At 47.6% G+C, this 23,394-nt stretch carries 26 protein-coding genes and 1 pseudogene; 10 read left to right on the top strand and 17 right to left on the bottom strand.

The annotated features are described in order from the left end of the window. Positions 1-103 precede the first annotated feature (103 nt). From ACFO8Q_RS04655 to mnmL, 3 genes are read right to left on the bottom strand one after another with little or no spacing between them, the layout of a single operon-like run. Positions 104-598: a hypothetical protein gene (locus ACFO8Q_RS04655; protein WP_380024572.1), complete on the bottom strand. Its 495-nt coding sequence runs from the start codon at positions 596-598 to the stop codon at positions 104-106. Positions 599-656: 58 nt separating this feature from the next. Further along, positions 657-1,235: a tRNA 5-(aminomethyl)-2-thiouridylate-methyltransferase MnmM gene (gene mnmM / locus ACFO8Q_RS04650; protein WP_380024571.1), complete on the bottom strand. Its 579-nt coding sequence runs from the start codon at positions 1,233-1,235 to the stop codon at positions 657-659. Continuing rightward, positions 1,232-2,290, bottom strand: coding sequence for a tRNA modification radical SAM protein MnmL/YtqA (mnmL, locus tag ACFO8Q_RS04645; RefSeq protein WP_380024570.1), 1,059 nt, complete (start codon positions 2,288-2,290; stop codon positions 1,232-1,234). Before mnmL ends, mnmM begins: the two co-directional genes overlap by 4 nt. 313 nt (positions 2,291-2,603) lie before the next feature. Between mnmL and ACFO8Q_RS04640 the strand changes: the two genes are divergently transcribed. Both ACFO8Q_RS04640 and ACFO8Q_RS04635 read left to right on the top strand, forming a co-directional pair. Next, complete coding sequence (locus ACFO8Q_RS04640; protein WP_380024613.1) at positions 2,604-2,882, top strand: AbrB/MazE/SpoVT family DNA-binding domain-containing protein; 279 nt, start codon at positions 2,604-2,606, stop codon at positions 2,880-2,882. Further along, entirely contained in the window at positions 2,879-3,208 is a 330-nt protein-coding gene (locus ACFO8Q_RS04635; RefSeq protein ID WP_380024569.1) for a type II toxin-antitoxin system PemK/MazF family toxin, read from the top strand. Before ACFO8Q_RS04640 ends, ACFO8Q_RS04635 begins: the two co-directional genes overlap by 4 nt. Before the next feature lie 139 nt (positions 3,209-3,347). Here ACFO8Q_RS04635 and ACFO8Q_RS04630 read toward each other — a convergent pair whose 3' ends face one another. Beyond that, on the bottom strand, positions 3,348-4,121 hold the full coding sequence (locus ACFO8Q_RS04630; protein ID WP_380024568.1) for a sporulation protein: 774 nt from the start codon (positions 4,119-4,121) through the stop codon (positions 3,348-3,350). A gap of 151 nt (positions 4,122-4,272) precedes the next feature. Between ACFO8Q_RS04630 and ACFO8Q_RS04625 the strand changes: the two genes are divergently transcribed. The 4 genes from ACFO8Q_RS04625 to ACFO8Q_RS04610 all read left to right on the top strand — a co-directional run bounded on the left by ACFO8Q_RS04625 (position 4,273) and on the right by ACFO8Q_RS04610 (position 8,644). Then, positions 4,273-5,124 (top strand): hypothetical protein, encoded by an 852-nt coding sequence (locus tag ACFO8Q_RS04625; RefSeq protein ID WP_380024567.1) that lies wholly within the window; start codon positions 4,273-4,275, stop codon positions 5,122-5,124. Positions 5,125-6,147: 1,023 nt separating this feature from the next. Next, the gene (locus ACFO8Q_RS04620; protein ID WP_380024566.1) at positions 6,148-7,275 is read left to right on the top strand and encodes a radical SAM/SPASM domain-containing protein; all 1,128 of its coding nucleotides are present in this window, start codon (positions 6,148-6,150) and stop codon (positions 7,273-7,275) included. 15 nt (positions 7,276-7,290) lie between these two features. Continuing rightward, positions 7,291-8,451, top strand: coding sequence for a SagB family peptide dehydrogenase (locus ACFO8Q_RS04615; RefSeq protein WP_380024565.1), 1,161 nt, complete (start codon positions 7,291-7,293; stop codon positions 8,449-8,451). Continuing rightward, the gene (locus ACFO8Q_RS04610) at positions 8,369-8,644 is read left to right on the top strand and encodes an S-layer homology domain-containing protein (RefSeq protein ID WP_380024612.1); all 276 of its coding nucleotides are present in this window, start codon (positions 8,369-8,371) and stop codon (positions 8,642-8,644) included. The genes ACFO8Q_RS04615 and ACFO8Q_RS04610 overlap by 83 nt, the downstream gene beginning before the upstream one ends. Before the next feature lie 50 nt (positions 8,645-8,694). On the opposite strand, the gene ACFO8Q_RS04605 is transcribed toward ACFO8Q_RS04610, so the two are convergent. The 6 genes and pseudogenes from ACFO8Q_RS04605 to ACFO8Q_RS04580 all read right to left on the bottom strand — a co-directional run bounded on the left by ACFO8Q_RS04605 (position 8,695) and on the right by ACFO8Q_RS04580 (position 12,402). Continuing rightward, positions 8,695-9,501, bottom strand: coding sequence for a DUF4247 domain-containing protein (locus tag ACFO8Q_RS04605; protein WP_380024564.1), 807 nt, complete (start codon positions 9,499-9,501; stop codon positions 8,695-8,697). Positions 9,502-9,516: 15 nt separating this feature from the next. Beyond that, positions 9,517-10,023, bottom strand: coding sequence for a DUF4178 domain-containing protein (locus tag ACFO8Q_RS04600; protein WP_380024563.1), 507 nt, complete (start codon positions 10,021-10,023; stop codon positions 9,517-9,519). Positions 10,024-10,077: 54 nt separating this feature from the next. Continuing rightward, complete coding sequence (locus tag ACFO8Q_RS04595) at positions 10,078-10,482, bottom strand: DUF350 domain-containing protein (protein ID WP_380024562.1); 405 nt, start codon at positions 10,480-10,482, stop codon at positions 10,078-10,080. Between the two features lie 72 nt (positions 10,483-10,554). Beyond that, positions 10,555-11,217 carry a PspA/IM30 family protein gene (locus ACFO8Q_RS04590; protein WP_380024561.1) on the bottom strand — a complete coding sequence of 221 codons (663 nt, stop codon included), beginning with the start codon at positions 11,215-11,217 and terminating at the stop codon, positions 10,555-10,557. 113 nt (positions 11,218-11,330) lie between these two features. Next, positions 11,331-12,097: pseudogene (locus tag ACFO8Q_RS04585) on the bottom strand (flotillin domain-containing protein); the annotation flags it as partial. Next, entirely contained in the window at positions 12,091-12,402 is a 312-nt protein-coding gene (locus ACFO8Q_RS04580) for an NfeD family membrane protein (RefSeq protein WP_380024560.1), read from the bottom strand. The pseudogene ACFO8Q_RS04585 and the gene ACFO8Q_RS04580, both read right to left, overlap by 7 nt. Positions 12,403-12,605: 203 nt before the next feature. On the opposite strand from ACFO8Q_RS04580, the gene ACFO8Q_RS04575 reads away from it, so the two are divergent. Both ACFO8Q_RS04575 and ACFO8Q_RS04570 read left to right on the top strand, forming a co-directional pair. After that, entirely contained in the window at positions 12,606-12,929 is a 324-nt protein-coding gene (locus ACFO8Q_RS04575; protein ID WP_380024559.1) for a hypothetical protein, read from the top strand. Positions 12,930-13,005: 76 nt separating this feature from the next. Beyond that, complete coding sequence (locus tag ACFO8Q_RS04570) at positions 13,006-13,224, top strand: hypothetical protein (RefSeq protein ID WP_380024558.1); 219 nt, start codon at positions 13,006-13,008, stop codon at positions 13,222-13,224. Positions 13,225-13,255: 31 nt separating this feature from the next. Here ACFO8Q_RS04570 and ACFO8Q_RS04565 read toward each other — a convergent pair whose 3' ends face one another. The 4 genes from ACFO8Q_RS04565 to ACFO8Q_RS04550 all read right to left on the bottom strand — a co-directional run bounded on the left by ACFO8Q_RS04565 (position 13,256) and on the right by ACFO8Q_RS04550 (position 16,810). Continuing rightward, on the bottom strand, positions 13,256-13,681 hold the full coding sequence (locus ACFO8Q_RS04565; protein WP_380024557.1) for a gamma-glutamylcyclotransferase family protein: 426 nt from the start codon (positions 13,679-13,681) through the stop codon (positions 13,256-13,258). Positions 13,682-13,728: 47 nt separating this feature from the next. Beyond that, positions 13,729-14,841: a S8 family peptidase gene (locus tag ACFO8Q_RS04560; RefSeq protein ID WP_380024556.1), complete on the bottom strand. Its 1,113-nt coding sequence runs from the start codon at positions 14,839-14,841 to the stop codon at positions 13,729-13,731. A 140-nt stretch (positions 14,842-14,981) separates the two neighbouring features. Next, a complete protein-coding gene (locus ACFO8Q_RS04555) occupies positions 14,982-15,158 on the bottom strand; it encodes a hypothetical protein (RefSeq protein ID WP_380024555.1) in 177 nt (58 codons plus the stop codon). Between the two features lie 89 nt (positions 15,159-15,247). Further along, positions 15,248-16,810 carry a fatty acid--CoA ligase gene (locus ACFO8Q_RS04550; protein WP_380024554.1) on the bottom strand — a complete coding sequence of 521 codons (1,563 nt, stop codon included), beginning with the start codon at positions 16,808-16,810 and terminating at the stop codon, positions 15,248-15,250. Between the two features lie 235 nt (positions 16,811-17,045). Between ACFO8Q_RS04550 and ACFO8Q_RS04545 the strand changes: the two genes are divergently transcribed. Continuing rightward, positions 17,046-18,224 (top strand): glycosyltransferase, encoded by a 1,179-nt coding sequence (locus ACFO8Q_RS04545; RefSeq protein ID WP_380024553.1) that lies wholly within the window; start codon positions 17,046-17,048, stop codon positions 18,222-18,224. Positions 18,225-18,273: 49 nt separating this feature from the next. Here the strand turns inward: ACFO8Q_RS04545 and ACFO8Q_RS04540 are convergent, their stop codons facing one another. After that, positions 18,274-18,960, bottom strand: coding sequence for a DUF4349 domain-containing protein (locus ACFO8Q_RS04540; RefSeq protein WP_380024552.1), 687 nt, complete (start codon positions 18,958-18,960; stop codon positions 18,274-18,276). 149 nt (positions 18,961-19,109) lie between these two features. Between ACFO8Q_RS04540 and pckA the strand changes: the two genes are divergently transcribed. Continuing rightward, on the top strand, positions 19,110-20,693 hold the full coding sequence (pckA, locus tag ACFO8Q_RS04535) for a phosphoenolpyruvate carboxykinase (ATP) (RefSeq protein ID WP_380024551.1): 1,584 nt from the start codon (positions 19,110-19,112) through the stop codon (positions 20,691-20,693). Between the two features lie 45 nt (positions 20,694-20,738). On the opposite strand, the gene ACFO8Q_RS04530 is transcribed toward pckA, so the two are convergent. Both ACFO8Q_RS04530 and ACFO8Q_RS04525 read right to left on the bottom strand, forming a co-directional pair. Further along, positions 20,739-22,421, bottom strand: coding sequence for an ATP-binding cassette domain-containing protein (locus tag ACFO8Q_RS04530; RefSeq protein ID WP_380024550.1), 1,683 nt, complete (start codon positions 22,419-22,421; stop codon positions 20,739-20,741). Then, positions 22,397-23,230 (bottom strand): ATP-binding cassette domain-containing protein, encoded by an 834-nt coding sequence (locus tag ACFO8Q_RS04525; RefSeq protein WP_380024549.1) that lies wholly within the window; start codon positions 23,228-23,230, stop codon positions 22,397-22,399. The genes ACFO8Q_RS04530 and ACFO8Q_RS04525 overlap by 25 nt, the downstream gene beginning before the upstream one ends. Positions 23,231-23,394: the final 164 nt, after the last annotated feature.

Raw genomic sequence — 23,394 nt, 5'->3', positions numbered from 1 at the left:
ATGTCAGATTTCCAAATAAGGGTATGGTCAATAGCGGATGTTCAGGTAAAATTGTGCATTGACCCTTTGTTAGCTTTAACTTGCCCAACAAGACAAAAGCACCTCATCGCCTGCAGCCTATGAGGTGCTTTTTCAATCTATATGAAGTTACAAAGATTCGATGCCTGCGTAAAACCTTCCTCGAGACCCACGGGTTAAACTCCTGCGCGGTCTTGCGATTCTTTGATCGGAAAGAAGAGGAGATTCCCTTCAGACGCAGGGCCGTTTTTTTGGTGACCGATCTGCTTTTTACGTTTCTATTCTTATTATTGGGCTTCTGTGAGTCTTGCTGTTCGGTCTCTTGCTCTTGTTGTGCCCGGATTCTTCTCTGTTCTTCCACAAAGGATTCCAATAAAGATCGTCCGAATCGGATGACGTACGGTGTTGCATTCCGACCATATTTGGCGATAAACCCTGCCACCATCCGTGAAACGTCGTAAACCGTAAACGAACCTTCCAGCATCTTGATCATCCCGTCCACCCATGCTTCGACCTTTTCACGGGACTCTCCGGTTTTCTGTACCAACATTTCCACCAGACGCTGCTGTTCCGTCCCCATCCCGCTCCTCCTTCACCCCTATGAGATCCTAAGTGTAGTATCATATGATTCTGTGTCCTCACTTGCTAATCGCCAGAAGGGTGGGCGGGTCATTCTGCTGATTCAGAAACTGGTACCACAGAACTTGCGTATGTTTTTGGTTCAGGCGTTTCGCCCAATCCAGTACCTCGTTTGCTTCTTGCTTGCCACCCGGGTGTCCACTGTAAAGCACCGCCGCAATCAGGCCCCCGGGCGCCAACCAGTCATAAGCGGATTGCAATGCCAGCAACGTGGTGTCCGGCCGGGTCACAATCTGTTTGTCCCCTCCCGGCAAATAGCCAAGGTTAAACGTGACCGCTTGAATCTGTCCTTTGACTTCCGGAAGCAACACCTCGGAAAGCCTTTCATGCCCTTCATGAAAAAGCGTGACACGCGAAAGAAGCCCCGCATCGTGCAGCCGGGCTTCCGCCGATTCGAGGGCCTCTTTTTGAATATCGAAACCGAATACACGGCCTGTTTCCCCTACATTCTCCGCCAGAAAAAGGGTATCGTGCCCGTTGCCGACTGTTGCATCCACGGCAATCCCGCCAACCGTGAGACGCTCCCGCAGCAAGAGCTTCGCTTGCCACAGCACGGAAGGAATCCTCCATCCACTCATAGAAACGTCTCCTTAAATACCGGCAGTTCCTCAAATGATGCCTGGGGGTTATGGAGCTGTCCCTGCTCCGGCGTCCAAATGGGTTGCGGAGTCCAAAGACGTCCCTGCCATGTATTGCGCCGTTCCAGTTCGGCATCAATTCCGTTTAATACTCCCCATTTGTCCAAACTCCACATCGGTCCGATCAAGATATCAGGCGGTCCGTCCCCTGTTAATCGGTGAATGACCATTTCAGGCGGCAGAATCTCAAGGATATCCACTACCAACCGGATATATTGGTCTTTCTCAAGGAATTTCAACCCGCCCGCTTCAAACAGCTTGACAAGCGGTGTGTATTTCAACAAATGCAGCAGATGAATCTTGATTCCCTGTACCGGCAAGTTGGCAATCGCCCGCCCTGTCTCCATCATATCTTCCTCCGACTCGCCGGGAAGTCCAAGAATCATGTGGGAGCAGATGCGAATGTTATGCTTTCTCAGTTTCTCAACTGCATCCAGATAGCATTGATAATCATGTCCCCGATTGATAAGAAGTGCCGTACGTTCATGTACGGTCTGCAAGCCGAGTTCCACCCACAAGTAGGTCTTCTCGTTCAACTCTGCAAGCAGTTCCACCACATCATCCGGCAGACAGTCTGGCCGCGTGGCGATGGAAAGCCCGACGACCCCTTCCTGTTTGAGAATCGTTTCATACATCTCTCGCAGTTCCGACGCCGGTGCATAGGTGTTCGTATACGCCTGAAAATACCCAAGGTATTTGGCACGGGGCCATTTTTGGTGCATACGGTCACGGATCTTCAGGAACTGCTCTTCCAGGGAATCCTTCCGGTCCCCGGCAAAATCCCCCGACCCTTCCGCTGAACAGAATGTGCAGCCGCCGGTCCCTTTTGTACCGTCACGGTTCGGACAGGTAAAGCCCGCATCAAGCGGAACTTTGAAGATTTTCTCGTTGAAGGTCTGACGCAAGTGGTGATTCCATGTATGATACCGCTTTTTATGATAATCGCCGCCACCCCAGAAAAGAGGGGTATGCTGGTTGTTTACAATGTCAGTCATGGTGTTTGTCCCCCTTTCGGACCCATTCATTCTACGATTGTACCAAATCTCCGGAAAAATTCCTAAGGGAATGAAAGATTTATGTAAACTAAGAATTAGCAATGCAAAAAAGGGACAGCCTGCAGCTATCCCTGTTGTTCTGAAAAACCTTATTTTCGAAGGGCAAATCTCTTCACGGTTATTGATGCCGGAAACCCATCGGACCTACTCCCTTCCCGGTAGTTTTTTGTGCGTCCATTTCTTTTTTGTGGTGTATCATATGCCAAAACCGTGTATATACTATGTATACACAAAAGAAATGGAAGGTGATATAATGGAATTCAATCGAGAAAAAGGAGTGAAAACTATGACAATGACAACGACTGTTCAAAAGTGGGGGAATAGTCTTGCAGTCCGTATCCCTAGTGCTGTTGCTGAACGAATCGCGATTCATCAAGGCTCTGAAATGGAATTAAGTGTCGTGGATGATCATGGAATCACATTAGTTCCGAAAAAGAAGAAATATACGTTAGAAGAACTTTTGGCCCTAGCAAAACCGGAAAATCGCCATGATGAAATTGATTTTGGTATCGAAGGGAATGAAATGATTTGACGCAAGTACCAGACCGTGGGGATTTGGTTTACATTAATTTTAATCCGCAATCTGGACATGAACAAGCAGGCCGGCGCCCAGGTATTGTATTGTCCCCGAAAGAATTTAATGAAGTAACACAATTTGCAGTTATTTGTCCAATCACTCAAACAGTAAAGGGATGGCCTTTTGAAGTCGAGCTCCCAGAGGGCTTGGCTATTCAAGGGGCTATCCTTACTGATCAAGTCAAAAGTTTAGATTGGAAATCAAGAAGGATTCAAATCAAGGACCATGTACCTCCAGAAATCGTGACCGATTGTTTATACAAGATACATACCTTTTTGTAATTGAGGATGAAAAAGAGCTTCCGAATCATTCGGAAGCTCTTTTTCATTCGCAAGTCACTGCCAAAACTCCAGCGATTCCCTTTTAACCCTTTTCATGCCGGATCCGCATAATAACATCAATCTTATGTTTCCCATAGATCTACCTCAAGTTTCGTTCGATTATATTTTGAATCTGGGCGGTCAATGAACCCGAATGAGCGAGCTCGGAAGTCACGGTAAATCTCACATATCGCTCATCAAGTCCCAACGATTCCTGTAATCCGCCAAACAATCCTCTCGCTTTTTTATCCACTTGCAGGAGGACTTCAACTGCGTCGGCATCGCCACTCAGGAACACCACTTCAAGTTCATCCAAATGTCCTCTGAAAGGTCCGCCCGCCGGAACAAACTCAAATTCCTGAACAAATGGATGACTGTGTCTTACACGGGAATATTCGCAATCCGTTTTACGAAGACGGAAACCGAGTGAGTTAACCGCATCAAGAACGACCGTTTGAAGAGTGCTGGGGAGTACCTGGACAACATCCGTATCTTTTGGATCCACAGCACTAGGGATATCCAGTCCCGTTTCAATCCATACGGGTATCCTTCCTTGTGTAACAGGGGTTTCATAGGGAAGCACAAAAGCGAAAGGGATTTCCTTTGTTTCACCGGCCTTAAGCGAAAAAGGTGCTGATACGAGAAACTTTCCGACAACGCCGTTCAGTTTCACTTTCCTGTCATTTTCTTCTTTGGAGTATTGCGTCATTACGTACATGTAGATATTATCAATTTGTTGATCTGCATTGCCGCCTTCAACGGTTGCAACTCCCCGGACTTCCTCGCCAACCTGGTAGGCGGTTTTTTCAAGATGGGCATTCACTTGAGCAGAACCAATCCCGATACTTGCGAGTGCACGTTTAAAAAATGACATCGTGATTTCCCCTTCCCAGACAGGTTTCTCTCTCTTAGTATTGCAATCCGGTTTGGAGAAAGCAAGAAATTTCCTTTGCCTGCAGGAATCAGACATGCCATACTCGATTATGATATATGGTACTTTTACTGTATTTTTGAGGAGTGAAACCATGAAATTATTATTAGAGTCTTTCCGAACCATCAACCGGAATCTGGGAATGATTTGGCCTCCGGTGGTTACTGCAATTGGACTCTTTCTTTTATTTTTGATCTCTGTATTTTTATTGGTCGCAGGAACCGGAATCTTTTTATCATTTGAAAATTTCTTTTCTTCCGGTTTTGATCCCGGCTCATTTGATTTTGAAGCGATTTTTGATGAGATCGGGCCCGGTTTTTTGCTGATTCTGATCCCGTTTCTTTTATTGTCCGCTTTATTGGTATGGGTAGTAACCGCTTTTATGAGTGCAGGTTCATATAAACTCGCCTCTGACGTTCTGAGCGGGAACAAAACCTATTGGGGTTCCTTCTTCAAAGGCGGTTTTCGTTATCTGGGATGGAGTCTGGTATTTGGAATTGTGACGTTCGTGATGACGATTCCGATCAAGATTTTGAACAGCATTGTTACCTCTTTCCTGCCGGAAGATGGTGCAGCCGTTGTGACTGTGACTGTCCTTTATGTAATTCTAATGATCGTCATCGAGTATTTGCTGCTTCTGTTCTATCCGGCGCTCATTGACGGTAAGGAAAAGTTCGGGCAAGCACTCGGCACCAGTTTCCGCTTGGCTTGGAAAGCTTTTTTGCTAACCATTCTTCCGTTTATCGGATTGTTGATTCTCGGCGGCATTGTGATATTCGCACTGATAGGGATCGGGTACTTGACTCACCCGTTAGTGGCAGTGATTCTCGGGATCCCCTTGATTTTGTACATCTCCCCACTGGGTTCCGTGTGGATGACACTCGTCTACCGTAAACTGACACACCGTGAAGAACCCGTGATTCCGGAGACGTTTGAGGAGTTTTAAACGGAACTTCAATAACATCAAGGGCCGTCTCATTCTTCATGAGACGGCCTAATTATTTGATCTGTTTACGGCAAATTTACATAGATATCCGGTTGAATGTTGCGTATAGTAAGAAAGATTTTTCTATGTAGGGATATATTTATGTTCAAGCCCATTTTAAGAACGGCCAGTTTATGTGCGGTTATCAGCTTGTTCAAGAAAATCGAAGCTTACAGGTTGACTGTCAAAAGTGGGGATAAGGGGGTAAGAGACTTGCAAGGAAGCCTTACAGAAAGATGTGAAACTTACTTTCAAGACAGTTGACGAAAATTTATATACTTCCACCAGTTAGGTCTTCACGATTTTGATGGTTCGAAGACACTACTCTATCGTGTAACGGTATTTGAAAAATAGATAACCGGAGTCACAGTCTTTTCGCTAGGTGGGGACTATTTTAACGTTTACTTTTATAGAACCGAAATCCAAAACAAACTCCCAAGTTTCCAGATGAAACAAGTGATTTTTTCTTCAATATGAAAGACTCCTTCGAGGGATACCTTAGGTTCTTGGAAAATCTTTTGTTATGGATTGCCAATGCGCTTATAGTCTTTAACAATACCAGGTATTCTTCGGAGTTTTGGTAATTTTGGGTGAAATGGAAAGTTCAATAATTACCGAAGATTTTTTCATTAATATTAATTTTATTTAATAGAACGTAGATTTAATATGATTGATATGGTAAAATTTGATACGAACTTGCATATAAGGGGTGAATATATGCTGAAATTTACTGGTACCGTTGGCGTTACTTGTACATCCAGCCATTCTGTTGTAATGGCCCCGGGCGGATGCACCTGTTGTGCTGCGTCCACTTCTTGCTCGACCTGCTGCTGTGCTTGGTAACAGGGGGTTTTAAATTACGGTTTTCGGGCAGCAACCAAATCCACCATTGTCTTTCCCGACAATGGTGGGACTTTAAAAATTGTCAGCTAAGGAGAACCACAATAGAGAGCGCAAATCAACGTATAGAAGGGAGGCAAAGCCATGAATATTGAACTCTTTCTGACTACTGACTGCAACATGGGGTGTGTATTTTGCGGAGCTTGGAATCAGGAGGATCATAACAAACATATATCCTATGAAAAAGTCTGCAATATCTTGGACACTTTGAGCGAATCCGGGTATAAATACTTAAATCTTACAGGCGGGGAGCCCTTTTTGCACAAACATATATTTGATTTCGTGGATTACGCTCATGAAAGAGGATTTTATATCAATATCCCTACCAACGCATTGTTTATCAATGAAAAAGCAGTGAACCGCTTGAAATTTAAAAATGTCAATATACGAGTCAGCTTCCATTCGCTTGATAGGGATCGCTTCAAAAAGATTACGTTAACCGATACTATGGAAAAAGTCATTTCCGCCATCAAATTTATGCGAGACAATCAAATCCCATTTTCCATTGGATCTACCATTTATGAAGAAAACATTGATGAAATTGAAAATCTGGCAGATTTCGCGTTGGAAAACAGAGCGAAGTTTATCAGATTTCAAGCCGTTTTCAGTGTGTATCGGGGAAGAGATATTAAGCTTGAGAGCGAGTTTTACGAGGATCTTTTGACACGAATTGTTTCTGTCGGTATCAAACATCGTAAAAATCTTGATTTTAAGAAGAAAAATAACATTTTCCTCCACGATTATATAGACATTATGACAACAAAAAGATGCGGGGCCGCCTCAAGCATGTATATGGCAATTGATCCGAATCTTGTTTTGGTCCCCTGTCCTGTTTTGCCTCATTATATTGATTTGCCTACAGGAACATATGAGTCGATGGATAGCATCGAGAAAATGAAACAGGATTATAACGCTCTTTTTTCTGATGAGATGGTCGACAACTTGGAGGGAATCTGTAGGGACTGTGAATACAAGTCGGTTTGTAAGGGCGGGTGCCTGAGCACCAAATTGGCCAGAGGAATGAAAATAACGGTTGAGCAGCCTGTTTGCATGAAGAACATCGTACGAAACGTAATCAACAAATTCGACCAGAAGGAAGCGGAAGAAATGATTCAATATTGGCAGTACCATAACGACAAACGAGCCAACAAAGAGAACGTAAGTTGCATCAGGAGAATTCCGGTGTGGGAATTGAATTATAAATACAACTAAGACGGGGGTAAGTGCATGGCTGTGAAAGAAACCAAAAAGACACAAATGACCCTGCTTGAATTTAAACATATTGAAGCTCCTCCGATCATGAATATCTTCGACTTCGCCTCCAACATGCCGGCCTCGGTCTATCTGGAATCGACAGGCGTCAAGCTCGCAGAGGCTTGTTATCGAAGCTGCATTCTTTCAGAGACCCGTTTTACCAGCGAAGAGTATTTGCTGAATTCCCGACGCAGCACCATTGACATGGGGCTTCCACTTGGCGTATTTGCCTATGCTGCATCCGGTGTGCTTGGAAGTCTAGTGCAAAGGCATCTGAAAGAAGAAGAGGAACATAACGTAAAAGACGGTACAGTAAAACTTCCTCCTTACAAAAACATCAATACATCTTTAGGAGCTGCCATTCGTTCAAGACGCAGCGTTCGAGAAATGAGCGGCAAAAAGATGTCTTTGCAACAATTGTCCAACGTTCTATATTACGCCAATGGGGTGAGCGGAGAGTTTGACGTTAGTTCTGAGGGAGAAAACGTGCTAGAAACCGAATCTCTGGGAGTAAAGACTGTTAATCCCATTCGGACCGCCCCATCTGGTGGAGGACTATATCCAATCTATCTTTATATGATCATTCGAAACACCGAAAAGCTTGAGGACGGAATCTATAAATATTTGCCCCTGACCCATTCCTTAAAGAAGGTGCGCATTTTTGATGACCGGGATGATGACACCCTGAGAAGAATTACAGAGTTTGGGAACAACATTGACAGTTCCAAAATCAATGTGGCAATTTTCTATGTCTATCATTTGTTTGAAAACCCACGAAAATATGGTGACATGGGGTTCTCCTTTGCGCTTATCGAAGTCGGGGAAATTGCACAAAACATTCATCTGCCCGGGTTCGACAGTATAGGCCTAAGAGACGTAGGGATTGTGAGTGGGTATGATCACAATGATTTCAAGCCGGAACAGTCGATTTCCCGCGTTGAATTTATTACGCTGGCTGTGAAAACGCTCGAATTGGAACCGCAATCTGCAAACCTTACGTTTAAAGACAAGGACCAGATCCCGGCCTGGGCGAACGGTTACGTACAGACAGCTGGGATACGAGGACAATTCTCTTCGTCCGAACCAACCGATTTCGCGGGCAGAGATGGTGACCATTTTGGCAAAAGGTCTTGAATTGCCTGTTACCGATGAGTACACGTTAAATTATACAGATGCGAACAGCATCCCAAATTGGGCACTTCCTTACGTAAAAACAGCCACATCGAACGGCTTGATCCATGGCCATGCAGATGGACGATTCGCACCGAACGATCAAGCAAAAAGAGCCGAAGTCGCTTCTATTTTGTTCAATGTAATCTCCGAATAAGAGAAAAACTGGCAAGAACACGAAAACCGCTCCCAACGGAGCGGTTTTCGTTATTTGCGTTTTGTAATGGAACCGGAGCTGCCAACTTTGGTTTTTGGCGGAGAGTTATTCTTGGGCGGCGAAAAGCTGGAAGAGCTTGACTTCGATGTGGAACTTCCGGTTATACTTCGGGAAGATTTCATGATCGTACCGCTTCCGCCAGCAGAAGAAGATGTACCTGTGTCCTTTGGTGGGCTCGCCGGTTCTCTCTTCGTGATGCTTCCCCCGGAACCAACAGTTGGTTCTGAAGCTGCCGAAGGCTTGTCGCTCCGTTTGATGATCGATCCGCTGCCCTGCTTTGTGATGGGGGGGACCTGTTTTTTCTCCTGTGCCGTTGGCTTGCGATACTCAATATTCGGTTTATAAATATCCTTGCTCGTGTATCCCCGATAGTTCCCCGAATAATGCTTGTGAGCATCAAACAGTTCATCCAGAATCTCAGCCAGGATGTATCCCTCCAGGAATCCCGGGCTATAATTCTGCTGAATAAATTCTTTGCTGCTTATTTCAATCAGTGTATCGCCAGGTTTTTGCGGATCTCGCTGCAGATGGTACCACTCATCCGGATACACGAGAAACATTCGCTCCGGGTCCTCTTTTGAGATTTCCCGGGGGGTTCTCTGTTCTGCCAGTTCCTGCGCCACCTGCGGGACCGTTTTATTCTCCGCCCGGTATACGCGGGAAGCTTGAGGCCCATTTTGCGTCACCGATTCCAGTTGATAAGTTTCGCTCACAGACCGGCTTCCGCACCCGCTTACAAGCGATACCGCCAACGCTGCTGCCATGAATAACTTCAGGTAACGATACAGCCCCTGCATCGGTTCTCTCACCCCCTAGCTTCCACGCAATACCTGCACATCAGCAGGCAGTACCGACTCTCCCTCATACAACATAAACCGACCGTCCTGCCACTCAATTCGCAGCAATTTCCGATCATCCGATTGAAACTGCCAAACATACTGCTCTCCCCCGTTTGAAAAAGGGGTCTTCCCTGCCACCGTAACATTCCCCGAATATTGCTCTTCCAGATGGTACGATGTACCTTCCATCTCGATTGTGGTTGGCACTTCGTTAAACGAATCCAACCGTCCGTCGATCGGACTGTATAACGCGAACGCCGTCCGTTCCCGTTCTTCAATATGGAGATAACGGACTGTATTCCCATCCTGCAATGTCAGGAGAATCGCATTGCGGTGGGTGTTTCGGGTTCGGCCCGTTATTTGATACGTTATCAACGATACTTCGATCACATCACCCGGTCCGACTGTTAATATGCTTTTCTCCGGTTTGGGAGGTTCCGGTTGTTTGAGAATGTTTTTGATTCGATTCAACAGACTCACAATTCGTTCCCCTTCCTGTCAATTCTGTGCGCAGAGAATCTACGTTGAAGTTTTTTAGAGACACGCCGCCAAAATAAGTGCCCCGACTACATGCAGGGAACCCCCGAGGAGGGCATGGGCCACTTTTCCTTCCTGTGTGCCTTGATCAAGATCTAACCCGACACCTTTCTTCAGGGCAATCTCCATAATCATTTCGATAACAAATAATATTACGAATGAAACCACTGAGACCATCAACGCTTGCCACAAATCATTTGATTTCGAAATCGATTGAGACAGTATATACCCTTGCGCAAACAGCTTCATCACAAAACGGGTCGTTACCGCCACGTTCCCATTTCGAATCTCAGCTATATCCTTATATTTAGTGAACAACGAGTCAATCGTCATGAGCACGAACAGCAATACGGCTCCCGCACCGGTCCATACCACCATCGCCAGCACATTCGTCCAGGTCAAACCAGATTCCTCCCCTGACTTATACTTTGCAACGAGTAGAAGAAAAAGGGGACCGCAACAGCGGTGAACCCCTTATTCATATTTCTTCATCAATTCGGCCAATTCGTCCTCAATTTGCTTGTCTTTACCCAACTTCTCAAATTCTTCGTCCAGCGATTTTTCTTTTTTATAGATCTCGCCGCTGGCTTCCGCCTCCGCTTCCATCTGGAGCACCTTGTCTTCCATCCGCTTCAGGCCTGCCATCGCGGTATCTGAGCCAATCCCGGACATTGCTTTGTTGATGTCTTTTTGCGCTTTCGCTGCGTTTGCTCGGGCGACAAGCGTTTCCCGTTTGTTTTTCAACTCGGTGATTTGCTTTCGCATGTCTTCCAGCTTCTCACGCAGGTTATCAGCCGCCAGTTTATTCTGTTCGTAGCTTGCTTTATATTCGTTCATTTTTTGCTCAGCCGCTTTTTTCTCTTCCAATGCCCGGCGGGCAAGGTCCACATTTTTTGCTTGTGCCGCTGTATGGGCTTGCTCGTTGCGCTTCTTAACCAATGCTTCCTGCTCTTCATAGAGCTGCTTAAACTTCTTCTCCAGTGCGATTTGCGCGGCAACCGCTTTTTCCGCCTCTTCCAGATCATCGTGCATGTCCCGCAGGTACTGATCGGTCATTTTCACCGGATCTTCCGCTTTCTCAATCAAAGCGTAAACATTCGACAATGTGAGATCTCGTAAACGCTTGAACAGTGACATCACTAGTTCCCCCTCAAAAGTTCCAAGATTTTTACCAACAATGGGATTTCATTTCCCTAGTGTTGTATTACGTGCAATTTCAAAAAAGGTTTCATCCACGAATTTGAAAATTTTTATGCGGTTTTGTTTTCTGCGGCAGGTTCGTCTGAATGAACGGTTTTTTGCGTCAATCCTTTCACAAGCCGATCCAAATCGAGGCCGGATACGTCCTTGAGCATTTGAGGTGCAGTCGCCATCAGGGTAGTGACATAATTGCTTACCCGCGCCGCCCCTTCTCCATTCCCGGTATCCACCACGGTCATCTTATCAATCGACTTCAGTGGTTCAGCCACTTTCCCGGCCAACTCAGGCAGCATCTTCACGATAATGTCCAAGACAGCCGCTTCGCCAAATTTTTGGAACGCTTCCGCCAGCTTCTCCTTCGCTTCCGCCTCAGCCAGCCCCCGCAGGCGCACCACTTCTGCCTCGGCAATCCCTTTTGCCTTCTCCGCTTCCGCAATCGCGAGACCTTCCAACCGCTTCTGTTCTGCAAGCGCTTTTGCTTCCGCTTCAATCTTATATTTCTGCGCATCCGTTTCGCCTTGTCGGCTTCCGCCGCCTGCTCCACCGCATACCGGTCGGCATCCGCTTTTTTCTTCACTTCGGCGTCATACTGCTTCTCCCGCCGAAGAATTTCTTTCTCTTCCAGATCGATTTCTCTTTCCTTTCGGACGAGTTCGATCTTCATCTGTTCTTCCACTACCATCTGCTTCGAGCGGGCTTCCTGAATCGCGTAGGCTTGATCCGCCTCCGCTTTCGCAAGATCCTGATCTTTCTTAAAAGACGCGACCTTCAATTCTTTTTCTTTTGCGGCCTCCGCAATATTCGTATCTCTCAGCTTGTCGAGTTCTCGCTGTTCTTCATGGGTTTGACGTAACCGAAATAGACGATAATTGCCAACAAAATCGCAAGCAGGAACGACAAAACAAAAACGGCCATGGTGGTTAGGGAAGTGTACTGACTAAGCAAAATCCCAGCCCCGCCAAATCCGGTGATCCCGCCTATGACCACCATGGGTTCAAGAAAATCTGCGGATAGGAAATCAAACATTCCATCAAAGATCCCGCTCAATACATCACCAAAAAACACTGTAATTGCCGCGAACAGAATTCCACCCGCAAGACACCCCCAATAGAGCTCGGTCATTCAATTCCCCCTTTTTGTGATCATTCAGTACCACACGATATATGTCTATACGTACTTTAACGTATTAAGTTTCAGAATTGGAACAAATTTTTCTTCCTCATTTTGGTTTCCAAACCAAAATTTAATTTGTGAACAAAAAAGGAACTTTTTCGCCTCACCTTGAACCTCTAGTAAGAAAGACTTTTCTGAATAGGGGGGTTATTATGGCTTTTTCCTGGTCGACACTTTTACTGGTCGGTACTTCTCTTGTTGGTGTGTGCATCCTTGGCTGTCTGATGGGACGTTTCCTCGCTCCTGTCGTTCCAAGAAAATGGGCCCGTGCCTGGCTCCTGCTTCCGGTCGCAGTTGCAATCGCCATTCTCCATGCAAATCTGTTTCATCATGTTTTCCATGTAAGCACGGACTATCTCAATCATTATTTCTTTTTCTGGTGGCCGCTCTGTCACGGAGTTTGCAGGTACCACAAGAGAATGGAGCAAACTTCCACTGAAGTTCCCAGTTCTTACCCGGCATCCGGTGGTTTTTAGCTTGTTTATCTTATGATTTTTATCCACTACTTGGTCAATACTAAAGGACAGCCTATTCTGGAAGAGGTGAAGACTTGTGGCCAACGCAACACCTGTGCTGGAACAATTCTGGGATCAGACGTTAAAGACTATGCCGAAAAAAGAGGTGCAGGCGTTCTTAAAGGAGATTGGCGTTAATTTGCCTACTGCGAATCTGTCAGACGATGAAGTGCGGAAAGTGCTGTACGGTTTTCTTGCGCAAATGGACGAGTCGCTTCAGGAAAGTGCGATTGAAATGCTTCGGAAGAAAGAATAAAAAGCCTCCTTCTTGTCAGAAGGGGCTTCGTTTAGGAATTCCCTAGAACCCAATCACCTGTCGGGATTGGAACCGCATTCCGTTCTAACCAGTCAAGCTTCTCGCCGGAAAATACATACACCGTGCTGCTGATGGCGGATTGATCGGACGTAATGGCTAGAGTGGTGACTCGTTCATACATGTTGCGAGGATCCCGGGGTCCGAAGTAATCTTCCAATTCGTCAAGTATCGGAAGGACGGGGTCCAACTCAGTAAAACCGAGCAGATCCCCCCGAACCGGGACGATTTCAACCGATGAAGACAAATCCCGCTCCAATAGTAAAGCAGGGTACCCTTCCCGCAAATGATACAATCTTCCCTTTACAAAAGCGGGGATGGTCTTTTCAACAAATTTTTCAATCAGATGGTGGTATTTCTGCCCCGGACGCAGAGTCCCGTATACGAAGACATATTTCATAACAGATACCTCGTTTCAGACTTGACGGCTTCAGTCGAACAGATCAATTATCGCAACGAGTTGACTGCACGCTCCGCATTAATTATACCGGACCCCTGTTCCCGCTGACTATAGCCGGAAATGGGTGTGGCGGTGCTACGGAGAATACTTTTGATTTCATCAGTCGTCAGAGAGGGTCGGAGGCTCAGAAGCAATGCGGCTGTTCCCGTCACGTGGGGAGCTGCCATAGACGTTCCGCTCTTCTCTTGATACCGATTCGTTCCGACGGTGGATAAAATGCCAACCCCAGGTGCGGATACATCAATTCCTTCCCCTCGACTGCTGAAGTTTGCGATTCCCTCACCCTTCGCGGCAGCTGCTACTGCAATCGTCTCCGAAAACAGGGCCGGATAATCGAGTCGTTGATTATTGGGTCCGTCATTGCCGGCTGAGGCTACCATGACAATCCCGTTTCTGAAAGCACGTTGGATCACTTCATGAAGACTCTCGCTTCGCTGACTCATGCCGAAACTCATGTTGATCACCTGCATTCCGTTCCGAATACACCAAGTAATTCCTTCAATTATATCGGACAGAAAGGCTGAACCGTTTTTTTGGAACGCTTTTACTGCATATAGCGAAACATTCGGCGCCACTCCAACAACTCCAAATGTGTTATTGAGGGCGGCAATCGTTCCCGCCACATGTGTCCCGTGACCGTTCGGATCAAGCGCCTGTTTTTGGTTGATCGTACTGTGTCTTCCCGCGACTTTCAGATCGGTGTGATCGCTGATTCCCGTATCCAGTACCGCTACCTTGACGCGTCTGCCCGTTGTGTCATTCCATACTTCGTTTGCTCTTATCCGCCGAATTCCCCAAGGAGTGGTTTGTGAACTGATGACCGGCTGGGATTCCTGATGCAGTTTGACTTTTACATCCCTTTCGATTCGTTTCACCATTCCGTGCCGCTGCAGTTCGAAGAGATCGGCACCCTCCGGAACATGGCAGCAGACTGCATGAATACCGAAAAGTTTTTTCACCGGTTGAAGTCCGACGGATTTCATTTCCCAGAGACATTTGTGATAGCAGTGCTTATTTTTCAGAACAATCAAAAGACGCTCCGATTTCCCACCGCCGTTAGGCTTCGTAACACCATACAAAATTTTTGCAAATCTCCCCATACTTCTTCCCCCCAAGTATCCAGAAGGCTTTCCTAGATACTAGAGTATGAAGGGAAGTACAAACAGGTTTGTACAGGGGACGCCCTTTTTTAAAACGATAAAAAAACCCGGGACACTGGTCCCAGGTTGGAAAGTATGGTTCAAATTTCGATTCCCGTTTCCCTGCACGCATGTTCCCAAGACGGATAGTAATAAGATGCGTGACGGAGAAGTTCAGGTTCCGCTTTTTTAATGTGTCGCTTGGTCATATTGACGCCTTTTTGGTGCATGTTCCTGATTTTCTCGAGAACCTGTTCCGCTGTCAGACTCAATTCCATTGTCATCGACCTCGCTTCATGAAATATTGAACTTCACCTCCCATTGTTTCCTTAATTTCTCTCGACATACCCCCGAATGAAAAATGATGTTAATTTACTTGACGCTGCCTTGTTTGCCAATACTGATCCCGCAGGGTTCGTTTGAGAATTTTTCCGGCTCCCGACTTGGGCAGCGCATCTGCGAAATCTACCGATTTTGGCACTTTGTAATTGGCCAGTTGGGATCGACAATGTGCAATGAGATCCTCAGCCGTCAACTCTTGTCCCGATTTTGGTACAACAATTGCCTTCACCGCTTCTCCCCAAGTTTCATCCGGAACCCCGATCACTGCTGCCTCCAACACGGCCGGGTGTTGGTAGATGACATTCTCGACCTCGACTGAGTACACGTTCTCTCCGCCGGTAATGATCATGTCCTTCTTGCGATCCACTATATAGACAAACCGGTCTTCATCCATCACCGCCATATCCCCGCTCCAATACCACCCGTCACGCAGAACGGCGGCTGTCTCTTCCGGCCGATTCCAATACCCTTTCATGATGTTGGGGCCGCGCGCAACCACTTCCCCCACAGTGCCATAGGGAACTTCGTTTCCGTCCGGATCTGCGATCTTCAGATCCACATTAAATAGCGGCTGACCGCAAGACTGCAGTCTTCGGGTCGCCTTCTCATCTCCATCAACAATATGGTGCTCAGGACGTAAAAACGTCAAACAAGGAGCCGCTTCCGTCATTCCATATGCCTGGAAAAACTGACATCCAAGAATTGATATCGCTTTCTTCAACACTTCCGCGGGTATGGGAGAAGCCCCATACAGTAGACGTTTAAAAGAGGAAAGATTATAGTTGGTAACCTCAGGATGATTCACCAGCATATTAATCATCGTCGGGACCAATAGCATGGACGTAACTTGTTCTCGTTGAATCGTTTCCAGAACCAGTTTGGGTTCGAATGCCCGTACATGAGAATGGGTTCCGCCTACCATGGTGATGGCGAAAGTGCTTGCCCCATCCGCCGCATGAAACATAGGGGCCGCATGCAGGTACACGTCTTCACGGCTATATCCGGTTGCTAAAGCGACCTGATAAGCGTTAACCGCCAGGTTCTTATGTGTCAGCATAACCCCTTTCGGAAGCCCCGTGGTTCCTCCTGTATACATAATCGTCGCCGTGTCCTCATCCATCAATTCTGCTTCCTGCGGAGCAACCGGTTCCAGCATCAAATCTTCATAAAAAATCGCACTCGCCTCTGCAATCGGGACATCTTCTGCCAAAACATAATGCTGAATCCCGGGCAAGTCCTGTCGCAGCTGGTATACAACCGGAATGAACTCCCGATGAAAAAACAACACCTTCGTTCCCGAATCGTTTAAAATAAATGCAATTTCCGGCCCGGCAAGCCGAATATTCAAAGGGACTGCAATCGCCCCCAGCATGAAGCTTGCGTAAAAAACCTCCAGGTACCGAAAACTGTTGAGCATCAGCAGCCCGATGCGATCCCCTTTTTCGACCCCCATCTCCTGCAGTTTGCCCGCCAGCCGCTTGACCCGGTCACCAAACTCCCCGTAAGTGAGTCTGACATCACCATCCAGGACTGCAGTCTTGTTCGCACAGTTCCGGACAATATTCAAAAATCCTGTCGTTAACAACATGTACTTCCTACCTCCCTCTGGGAATCCCTACTCAACCCTTCACACAGAAAATTCTGTCTTTTCCTCCGAATTCCTTCCTCCAGTAAGCAAGCTCTTAAATTTTTATGCCAATCCGTAGAACCGTATGTCCCGAAGGAATTTACATAAATTCGATAAGAGTTGCTCAATCCCCCTCGTATAAAAAATTGAGGTATAATAGAGACCGAATGACAGCTGAAGCTATTGAGGTGGTAGAGTGACAATAAAAAATATAATCGTACTGGGGATGTATCCATATCCTTGGCACAGCGATGAGATAAGTGATACCATGCGCTCAATGACGAAAGCGTTTGAAGGGTATAAAAGGCTGTTTATCAATCCAAGCGTCGGGTTTCGGCGGGCCTCTCAAGAGGGGTACGGCTTCCGTACCGATTGGGAATGTAAAGAGGATCAAGGGGTTCTTGTCTGCACACCTCCGCTGGAAGTAATTCCATCCTCCTTCGGTTTGGGAAATATGAAAAAGAGCTGGATCTTAAAGCGATTCAACGATTTGGTGGAACGGGAATTAGGCGCCAACTGGCGGGAAGAAACCCTGATCTATCTTTCTTCCGGTGGGATTACTCAATCGTATGATGCAGCGGTAACCTTAAAACCGAAGTGGCTGATTTTGGATATTCTTGATGACAACCTTGGGTTTCCCGGGATTCAAGAGGACGAAAGGGCTCTTTTAGAAAATGAGTTTCAGGTGCTTCTAAATCAAGCGACCCTGATTACTGCTGTTTCTGAGCATTTAGTCAACAAAACCCAAAAAGAGTATTCAATTCCCGTAGAATGGCTTCCAAACGGGGTCGATGTTGAGCAATTCCGCTATCGCAGTGAATATGCAACCCCTTTGGAAGAGCTGGAGGATTTCAGAAAACCCTTATTTGGTTTCGTGGGGGCATTGACGAGCTGGATCGACTTTGAACTTTTGTTAAAAATTGCGGATCATCCGAAAACAGGTACCCTGGTGTTGGTAGGCCCTCTTATAGAAGGTGCTGTGCCTGCGGATTTGTTGAACCGGATGAAAGACCATCCCAAAATTCAATTTCCGGGAGCCAAACCTTACGGAGAAGTACCGCATCTCCTTCATCAGTTCAACGTACTTTTATTACCTCGCAATTACCAGCCTCATTCCCTCGCTTCCGACCCTTTAAAACTATATGAGTATATGGCTACAGGCAAGCCGATCGTCTCAACAGCTTTGCCGAGTGCCTTACGTTTTGGCGACACTATTTTTGTAGGCTCCAACCACCAGGAATTTTTGTCTCTTCTGGAACGGGCGGAAGAGGAATGGTCGGAACAGAAGGCAGCCAAAGAAATTGCCCTTAGCGAATCTTTGTCCTGGAAAAACAGGGCTCAAAAACTGATCGGACTGTTTGAAAACAGGAGATAGGGACGAATGTCCCTCTCTCCATCACCGCCAACTCCCCTTATCACAACCCCTATTGGCCAGGCGGAGTCGGGCCTTTCGGTCCTCCCGTTCTTTTGTCATAGACCGGTTTCAATTTTCGATAAGCAATATAGCCTCCTGTCACCAGGAGCAGCAGGGTAAACAAGTTGCTTGCCTGCCAGATGAGCGCCTCTTTTCCAAAATTCAGAAGATCGGCCAAATCATCGACAAGTCCTTGCCATGTCCGGCTCGTTGCGCTTTGCGGGCTTTCGTTATCAAGCGTTTTCGCTTTTTCAAGCTGCAGATGAATGGTGGCATATTCAATCTTATTGTCCAAAAATTTGATTCGTCCCTGCGCCCGCTCAATCTCCCCCCGGACACGGGTCAATTCCCGTTCCACCTGCAGGATTTCTTCCAGCTTGGTGCCCTTTTTCACCAATTCGAGCAAACGCTCTTCCTCCACCTTTAACGCCTTAATCCGGGCTTCCACGTCAATATATTCTTCCGTTACATCCTGTCCGCTCTTTCTTTCATTGGCAACCTTCCCCATCGATTTCAGCGAGTTGATTGCCTCTCCCATGACCGTGGATGGAATTCGCAGTTCCAGCGAGGCGAACCTGTCCAATGTTCTATCCATCGGAGAACAGCAGCACGGCACAAACCGCCGCAATCCAGTCCTTATTTTTTTCATTACATATCCCCCCATTTTTTGTTTAACCCTATAGACGTCACTTACCAATATTCGGTTACATTTTGGGAAATAGGCTGTTCACAAATCGGTCAAAAAAATAATTAGTATGTACTAATTGATGAATATGACATATTATAATACAATTTACTCTATAAACGGGTTATCCGATATCCGGTTAGAAAGGATCTGAGAAAGCAATGAAAGCGAACGCTTATACTGTTGAATTGAACGACATTTTGCAAACAGAACGGGTTCATCGCAATTTGTCCGTGGCGGAGCTGGTGGAAGCAGCTCTATCCAGGAACGAAGGAATCTTGGCCTCATCCGGCGCTTTGCGGGCTACCACAGGCAAGTATACCGGCCGTTCCCCAAAGGACAAATTTATTGTGGATGACCCGTCTGTTCACGAGCATGTGGCATGGGGACCCGTGAACCAGCCACTCACACCGGAACAGTTTGAGCGTTTGTACACAAAAGCTGTTGAATATCTGAAAGATCGGGATTTGTTCGTATTTGACGGGTTTGCAGGTGCTGACCGGAACTACCGCTTGCCGATTCGGATTGTGAACGAATACGCATGGCATAATCTGTTTGTTCATCAACTGTTTGTCCGTCCAACAGCGGAAGAGTTGGTGGAACATCAACCGAAGTTTACCGTGATCGGAGTTCCCGGCCTGAAAGCGGATCCGAAAACAGACGGTACAAATTCCGAGACATTCATCGCTCTTTCTTTTGAAAAAAGGGTGGTCCTGATCGGCGGAACCGAGTACGCCGGCGAGATGAAGAAATCGATCTTCAGCGCCCTGAACTATCTGCTGCCGTTCCAAGACGTGTTCCCGATGCACTGCTCGGCAAACGTGGGGGAAAAAGGCGATGTCGCTCTCTTCTTCGGCTTGTCGGGTACAGGGAAAACCACTCTTTCCGCAGACCCGAACCGCCGTCTGATCGGTGACGATGAGCACGGTTGGTCCGATAACGGTGTATTTAACTTCGAAGGCGGCTGCTACGCAAAATGTATCGGACTGTCGGAAGAAAAAGAACCGCAAATCTGGAATGCGATCAAATTCGGTTCCGTTCTGGAGAATGTTGTTCTCGATCCTGATACACGGGTAGCCGACTATGACGACAACTCCCTTACAGAGAATACACGTGCGGCTTATCCGATCGATAACATTCCGGGCGCCGTAATTCCCGGTGTGGCAGGCCATCCCGAGGTCATTGTATTCTTGACTGCCGATGCGTTCGGCGTACTGCCACCGATCTCGAAATTAACGAAAGAACTAGCGATGTACCATTTCTTATCCGGTTATACATCCAAGCTCGCAGGTACGGAACGGGGAGTAACGGAACCGGAAGCTACATTCTCCACTTGCTTTGGCTCGCCTTTCCTTCCGCTTCGGCCAAGTGTCTATGCGGAAATGCTCGGCAGGAAAATCGACCGGCATAACGCGAAAGTTTACCTTGTAAACACCGGTTGGTCCGGAGGGCCTTATGGTGTGGGCAAGCGCATGAACCTCTCCTACACCCGGGCTATGGTAACAGCAGCCATTAACGGAAACATCGAGCAAGCCTCCTTTACAGCCGATCCGATTTTTGGCGTATTGGTGCCGGATCGTGTCGAAGGGGTTCCCAGTGAAGTATTAAATCCGCGAAATACCTGGACAGATAAGGAAGCGTATGATGCAAAAGCCCGTGATCTTGCATCCCGCTTCGTGAAGAACTTCGAGAAATTTGCGGATGTCTCCGGGGAAATCCGCCAAGCTGGACCAAAAGCGGAGTAATACGATAGCCATAAAAAAGAACACTCGCTGCAGAGTGCTCTTTTTTTATCCCAGCCACCCGATCAAACCGGCTGTGACTGCGGTAATACCGCAAGCGACGGTGTCTGTTCTTGTCCACCGTAATTCGTACCAAGGCGTTCGCTCGACGTACCTGTTATACCCCCGCGATTCAATCGCGGTGGCCAATTCATCTCCCAGGGTCAACACAGAAATCATGAGCGGCACTACCATCATCGAAATTTGCCTCGGCGACCATTTTCGGATTCCGGTGATCTCTTGTCCCCTGGAAGCCAACGCCTTCCGGATCTGCCCCATTTTTTCAAGAATCCACGGAACGAATTGCAGGGCAATTGAGACTGCCAGTGAAATATCCCGAGTTGGAACTCCTACTTTTCGAAGCGGACGAATCGCCCATTCCAAGCCTTCTCGCAGCGGTGCACCCGTGGTGGTTTCCGTAAACAGGAAACCGAGTAAGATCACCAGCAGAAATCTGGCAACCCCTATTCCCCCGAGCTTTGCTCCCTGCCAAGTGATGCCAATTGGCCCGAGCGACCAGTCCGGATTTTGAAAAGTGACAGCGGAAATTGCGAACAGAAATCCAAACACAAAGAGAACCGGACGAAAGAAAGTCCACGCCCTGCGCCAAGAGATCTTGGCAAATCGAAAAAGGGCTGCCGTCAGTGCGAATGAAGCCGCCACTCCCCAACCGTTTGCTACACTCAAACACGCCAACGATAACGAAACCATGGCAAACCATTTCATTCGGGGATCGAGACGGTGCAGCATAGAACTCTCAGGTTGTTGATTCAGGACCGGAGCGGCCAATCGGTTCGAAATAGGAACAACTTCGGAGCGATAGGTATCCTCAATCAGTTCCCAATCAGCCGCTTGGGATGGTTCAGCCAGATTTCCTCTCTCCAATGATTCAATCAGTTCATCCACCGACAGGGGGGCCTCCACCAGGATTCCGTTCTTCCGCAGGAGGGAAGCGATTCTTGCTGCAGAGGGAAATTCCAGACCCGCCTCCTGCAAGATGGTCGCCTCCATCAAGAGCCCTTTGGATCCCCCGGCATATGCGACTTGCCCTTTTTCCATCACGACTACCTGATCCGCCAGAGGGAAAAAGGAATCCAAATCATGTGTGGCCACAACGATCGTCATCCGCTGCTCGCGAAGCCTCGCAAGAATCCCGAGCAATTCCCGGCTTGCAGCCGGATCAAGACCGGCTGTGGGCTCGTCCAAAATAAGAAGTTCCGGTTCCAGCACCAGCGCTCCCGCAATGGCTACCCGCCGTTTTTCGCCGCCGCTCAGGAGGAACGGGGATCTCTCCAGAAATTCGGATGACTCCAACCCCACCCTGCGGAGAGCTTCCTCGATGCGAGGAAGTTGATTGGGCTTGGGTACTTTCCTTACTTCAAGACCGAATCCGACATCCTGCTGAACCGTCCCGGCAAACAGTTGTGCTTCGGGCATTTGAAACACAATCGCCAGCCGTTCCCTCGGGATCGCGGGAAGAATGCGGTCATCGGTTTCACCTGCCCCTTTGTATCGAATGGTTCCCGCAGTTGGAGATTCGAGTCCGGCCATCAGCTGCAGCAAAGTGGACTTGCCGCTGCCCGTCCGACCACAGATTACAGTCAAACTCCCTGCAGGAATCTCCAGATTCACATCCCGTAAAATCGGCTCCCGCTCATACCGAAACCCTACGCTTGCGAAACGAATTTGCATACGAGATCCGGCACCTCCTCTTCCAGCAGAGGCAGGGTGTGCAAGGGCACTCCCTGCCGCCGAAGCCACAATCCGATTTTTATAACTGGCGGTACTTCCCAATTGCACCGGACCGGTATGTCCGAATCGTAAAAAAGGGTCCGTGCATTCCCGTCATAAGTGATTTGACCACTTTCCAGGACGAGAATCCGGTCAGCATCCAGCAATTCCTGCAATCTTTGTGTAACCCAGATGACCGTGGTGCCGGCTTTCCAGAGCGAACGGGCAATGGCGTAGACTTCTTTTCGCCCAACCAGGTCGAGCATCGAAGTGGCTTCGTCAAAGATCAGACAATCCGGTTCAAGTGCTACACAACTGGCGATTGCCAGCCTTTGCTTTTGCCCGCCGGACAGTGTGGCGACATCCGCGAACAGCTTGTCCTCCAGCCTCACTTTGCGCAATACATTGTCGATCCGAACCTGCATCTCTTCCCGGTGAATTCCCCGATTCTCCAGACCGAACGCCACATCTTCGACCGGTGTTGTTCCTACAGTTTGGGCATCTGGATTCTGGAAGACAATTTGCACCTTTTGTTTGACCTGTTCCCTGTTCTGCGGATCGGATAAATCCAGCCCGGCCACATTCACGGTACCTTCCGACGGAATGAGCAACCCATTGCACGTCCGGATCAGAGTCGATTTTCCCGATCCGTTGGCACCGGTTATTGCAACCCACTCGCCCTGCCGTATCGTGAGATCGACGCCCCGCAGAACCGATACCATCCGTGTTCCGTCCCGATAGGAATGGAATACATTTCGAAGCTTGATCATTAAAAGTCCTCTCTTCACAACCGATAAAAGTACATGGTATGATTCCTGTGAATTATTAACTACTCAAATTTTATAGGTTGACAATTAAGGAGGCAAGAAGTCTGAAATCCTTAGCAAATGCACGTATCCAAGAAAAAGCGCATACCAAATAAGCCGTACACAAG

Source organism: Effusibacillus consociatus (genome assembly GCF_042652925.1).
GTDB lineage: Bacteria > Bacillota > Bacilli > Tumebacillales > Effusibacillaceae > Effusibacillus > Effusibacillus consociatus.
Note: the sequence above shows the minus strand (reverse complement) of the source record. Positions and strands in the feature narration are given on the sequence as shown.

Coding starts and splice junctions, on each gene's coding strand:
- mnmM (WP_380024571.1), bottom strand. CDS start 1,235: ATGAGTGGATGGAGGATTCCTTCCGTGCTGTGGCAAGCGAAGCTCTTG.
- ACFO8Q_RS04555 (WP_380024555.1), bottom strand. CDS start 15,158: ATGGAATTGAGTCTGACAGCGGAACAGGTTCTCGAGAAAATCAGGAAC.
- ACFO8Q_RS04560 (WP_380024556.1), bottom strand. CDS start 14,841: ATGGGGAGATTTGCAAAAATTTTGTATGGTGTTACGAAGCCTAACGGC.
- ACFO8Q_RS04575 (WP_380024559.1), top strand. CDS start 12,606: ATGGCTTTTTCCTGGTCGACACTTTTACTGGTCGGTACTTCTCTTGTT.
- ACFO8Q_RS04530 (WP_380024550.1), bottom strand. CDS start 22,421: ATGCAAATTCGTTTCGCAAGCGTAGGGTTTCGGTATGAGCGGGAGCCG.
- ACFO8Q_RS04605 (WP_380024564.1), bottom strand. CDS start 9,501: ATGCAGGGGCTGTATCGTTACCTGAAGTTATTCATGGCAGCAGCGTTG.
- ACFO8Q_RS04550 (WP_380024554.1), bottom strand. CDS start 16,810: ATGTTGTTAACGACAGGATTTTTGAATATTGTCCGGAACTGTGCGAAC.
- ACFO8Q_RS04615 (WP_380024565.1), top strand. CDS start 7,291: ATGGCTGTGAAAGAAACCAAAAAGACACAAATGACCCTGCTTGAATTT.
- ACFO8Q_RS04620 (WP_380024566.1), top strand. CDS start 6,148: ATGAATATTGAACTCTTTCTGACTACTGACTGCAACATGGGGTGTGTA.
- ACFO8Q_RS04630 (WP_380024568.1), bottom strand. CDS start 4,121: ATGTCATTTTTTAAACGTGCACTCGCAAGTATCGGGATTGGTTCTGCT.
- ACFO8Q_RS04640 (WP_380024613.1), top strand. CDS start 2,604: ATGGAATTCAATCGAGAAAAAGGAGTGAAAACTATGACAATGACAACG.
- ACFO8Q_RS04625 (WP_380024567.1), top strand. CDS start 4,273: ATGAAATTATTATTAGAGTCTTTCCGAACCATCAACCGGAATCTGGGA.
- ACFO8Q_RS04590 (WP_380024561.1), bottom strand. CDS start 11,217: ATGTCACTGTTCAAGCGTTTACGAGATCTCACATTGTCGAATGTTTAC.
- pckA (WP_380024551.1), top strand. CDS start 19,110: ATGAAAGCGAACGCTTATACTGTTGAATTGAACGACATTTTGCAAACA.
- ACFO8Q_RS04525 (WP_380024549.1), bottom strand. CDS start 23,230: ATGATCAAGCTTCGAAATGTATTCCATTCCTATCGGGACGGAACACGG.
- ACFO8Q_RS04565 (WP_380024557.1), bottom strand. CDS start 13,681: ATGAAATATGTCTTCGTATACGGGACTCTGCGTCCGGGGCAGAAATAC.
- ACFO8Q_RS04655 (WP_380024572.1), bottom strand. CDS start 598: ATGGGGACGGAACAGCAGCGTCTGGTGGAAATGTTGGTACAGAAAACC.
- mnmL (WP_380024570.1), bottom strand. CDS start 2,290: ATGACTGACATTGTAAACAACCAGCATACCCCTCTTTTCTGGGGTGGC.
- ACFO8Q_RS04580 (WP_380024560.1), bottom strand. CDS start 12,402: ATGACCGAGCTCTATTGGGGGTGTCTTGCGGGTGGAATTCTGTTCGCG.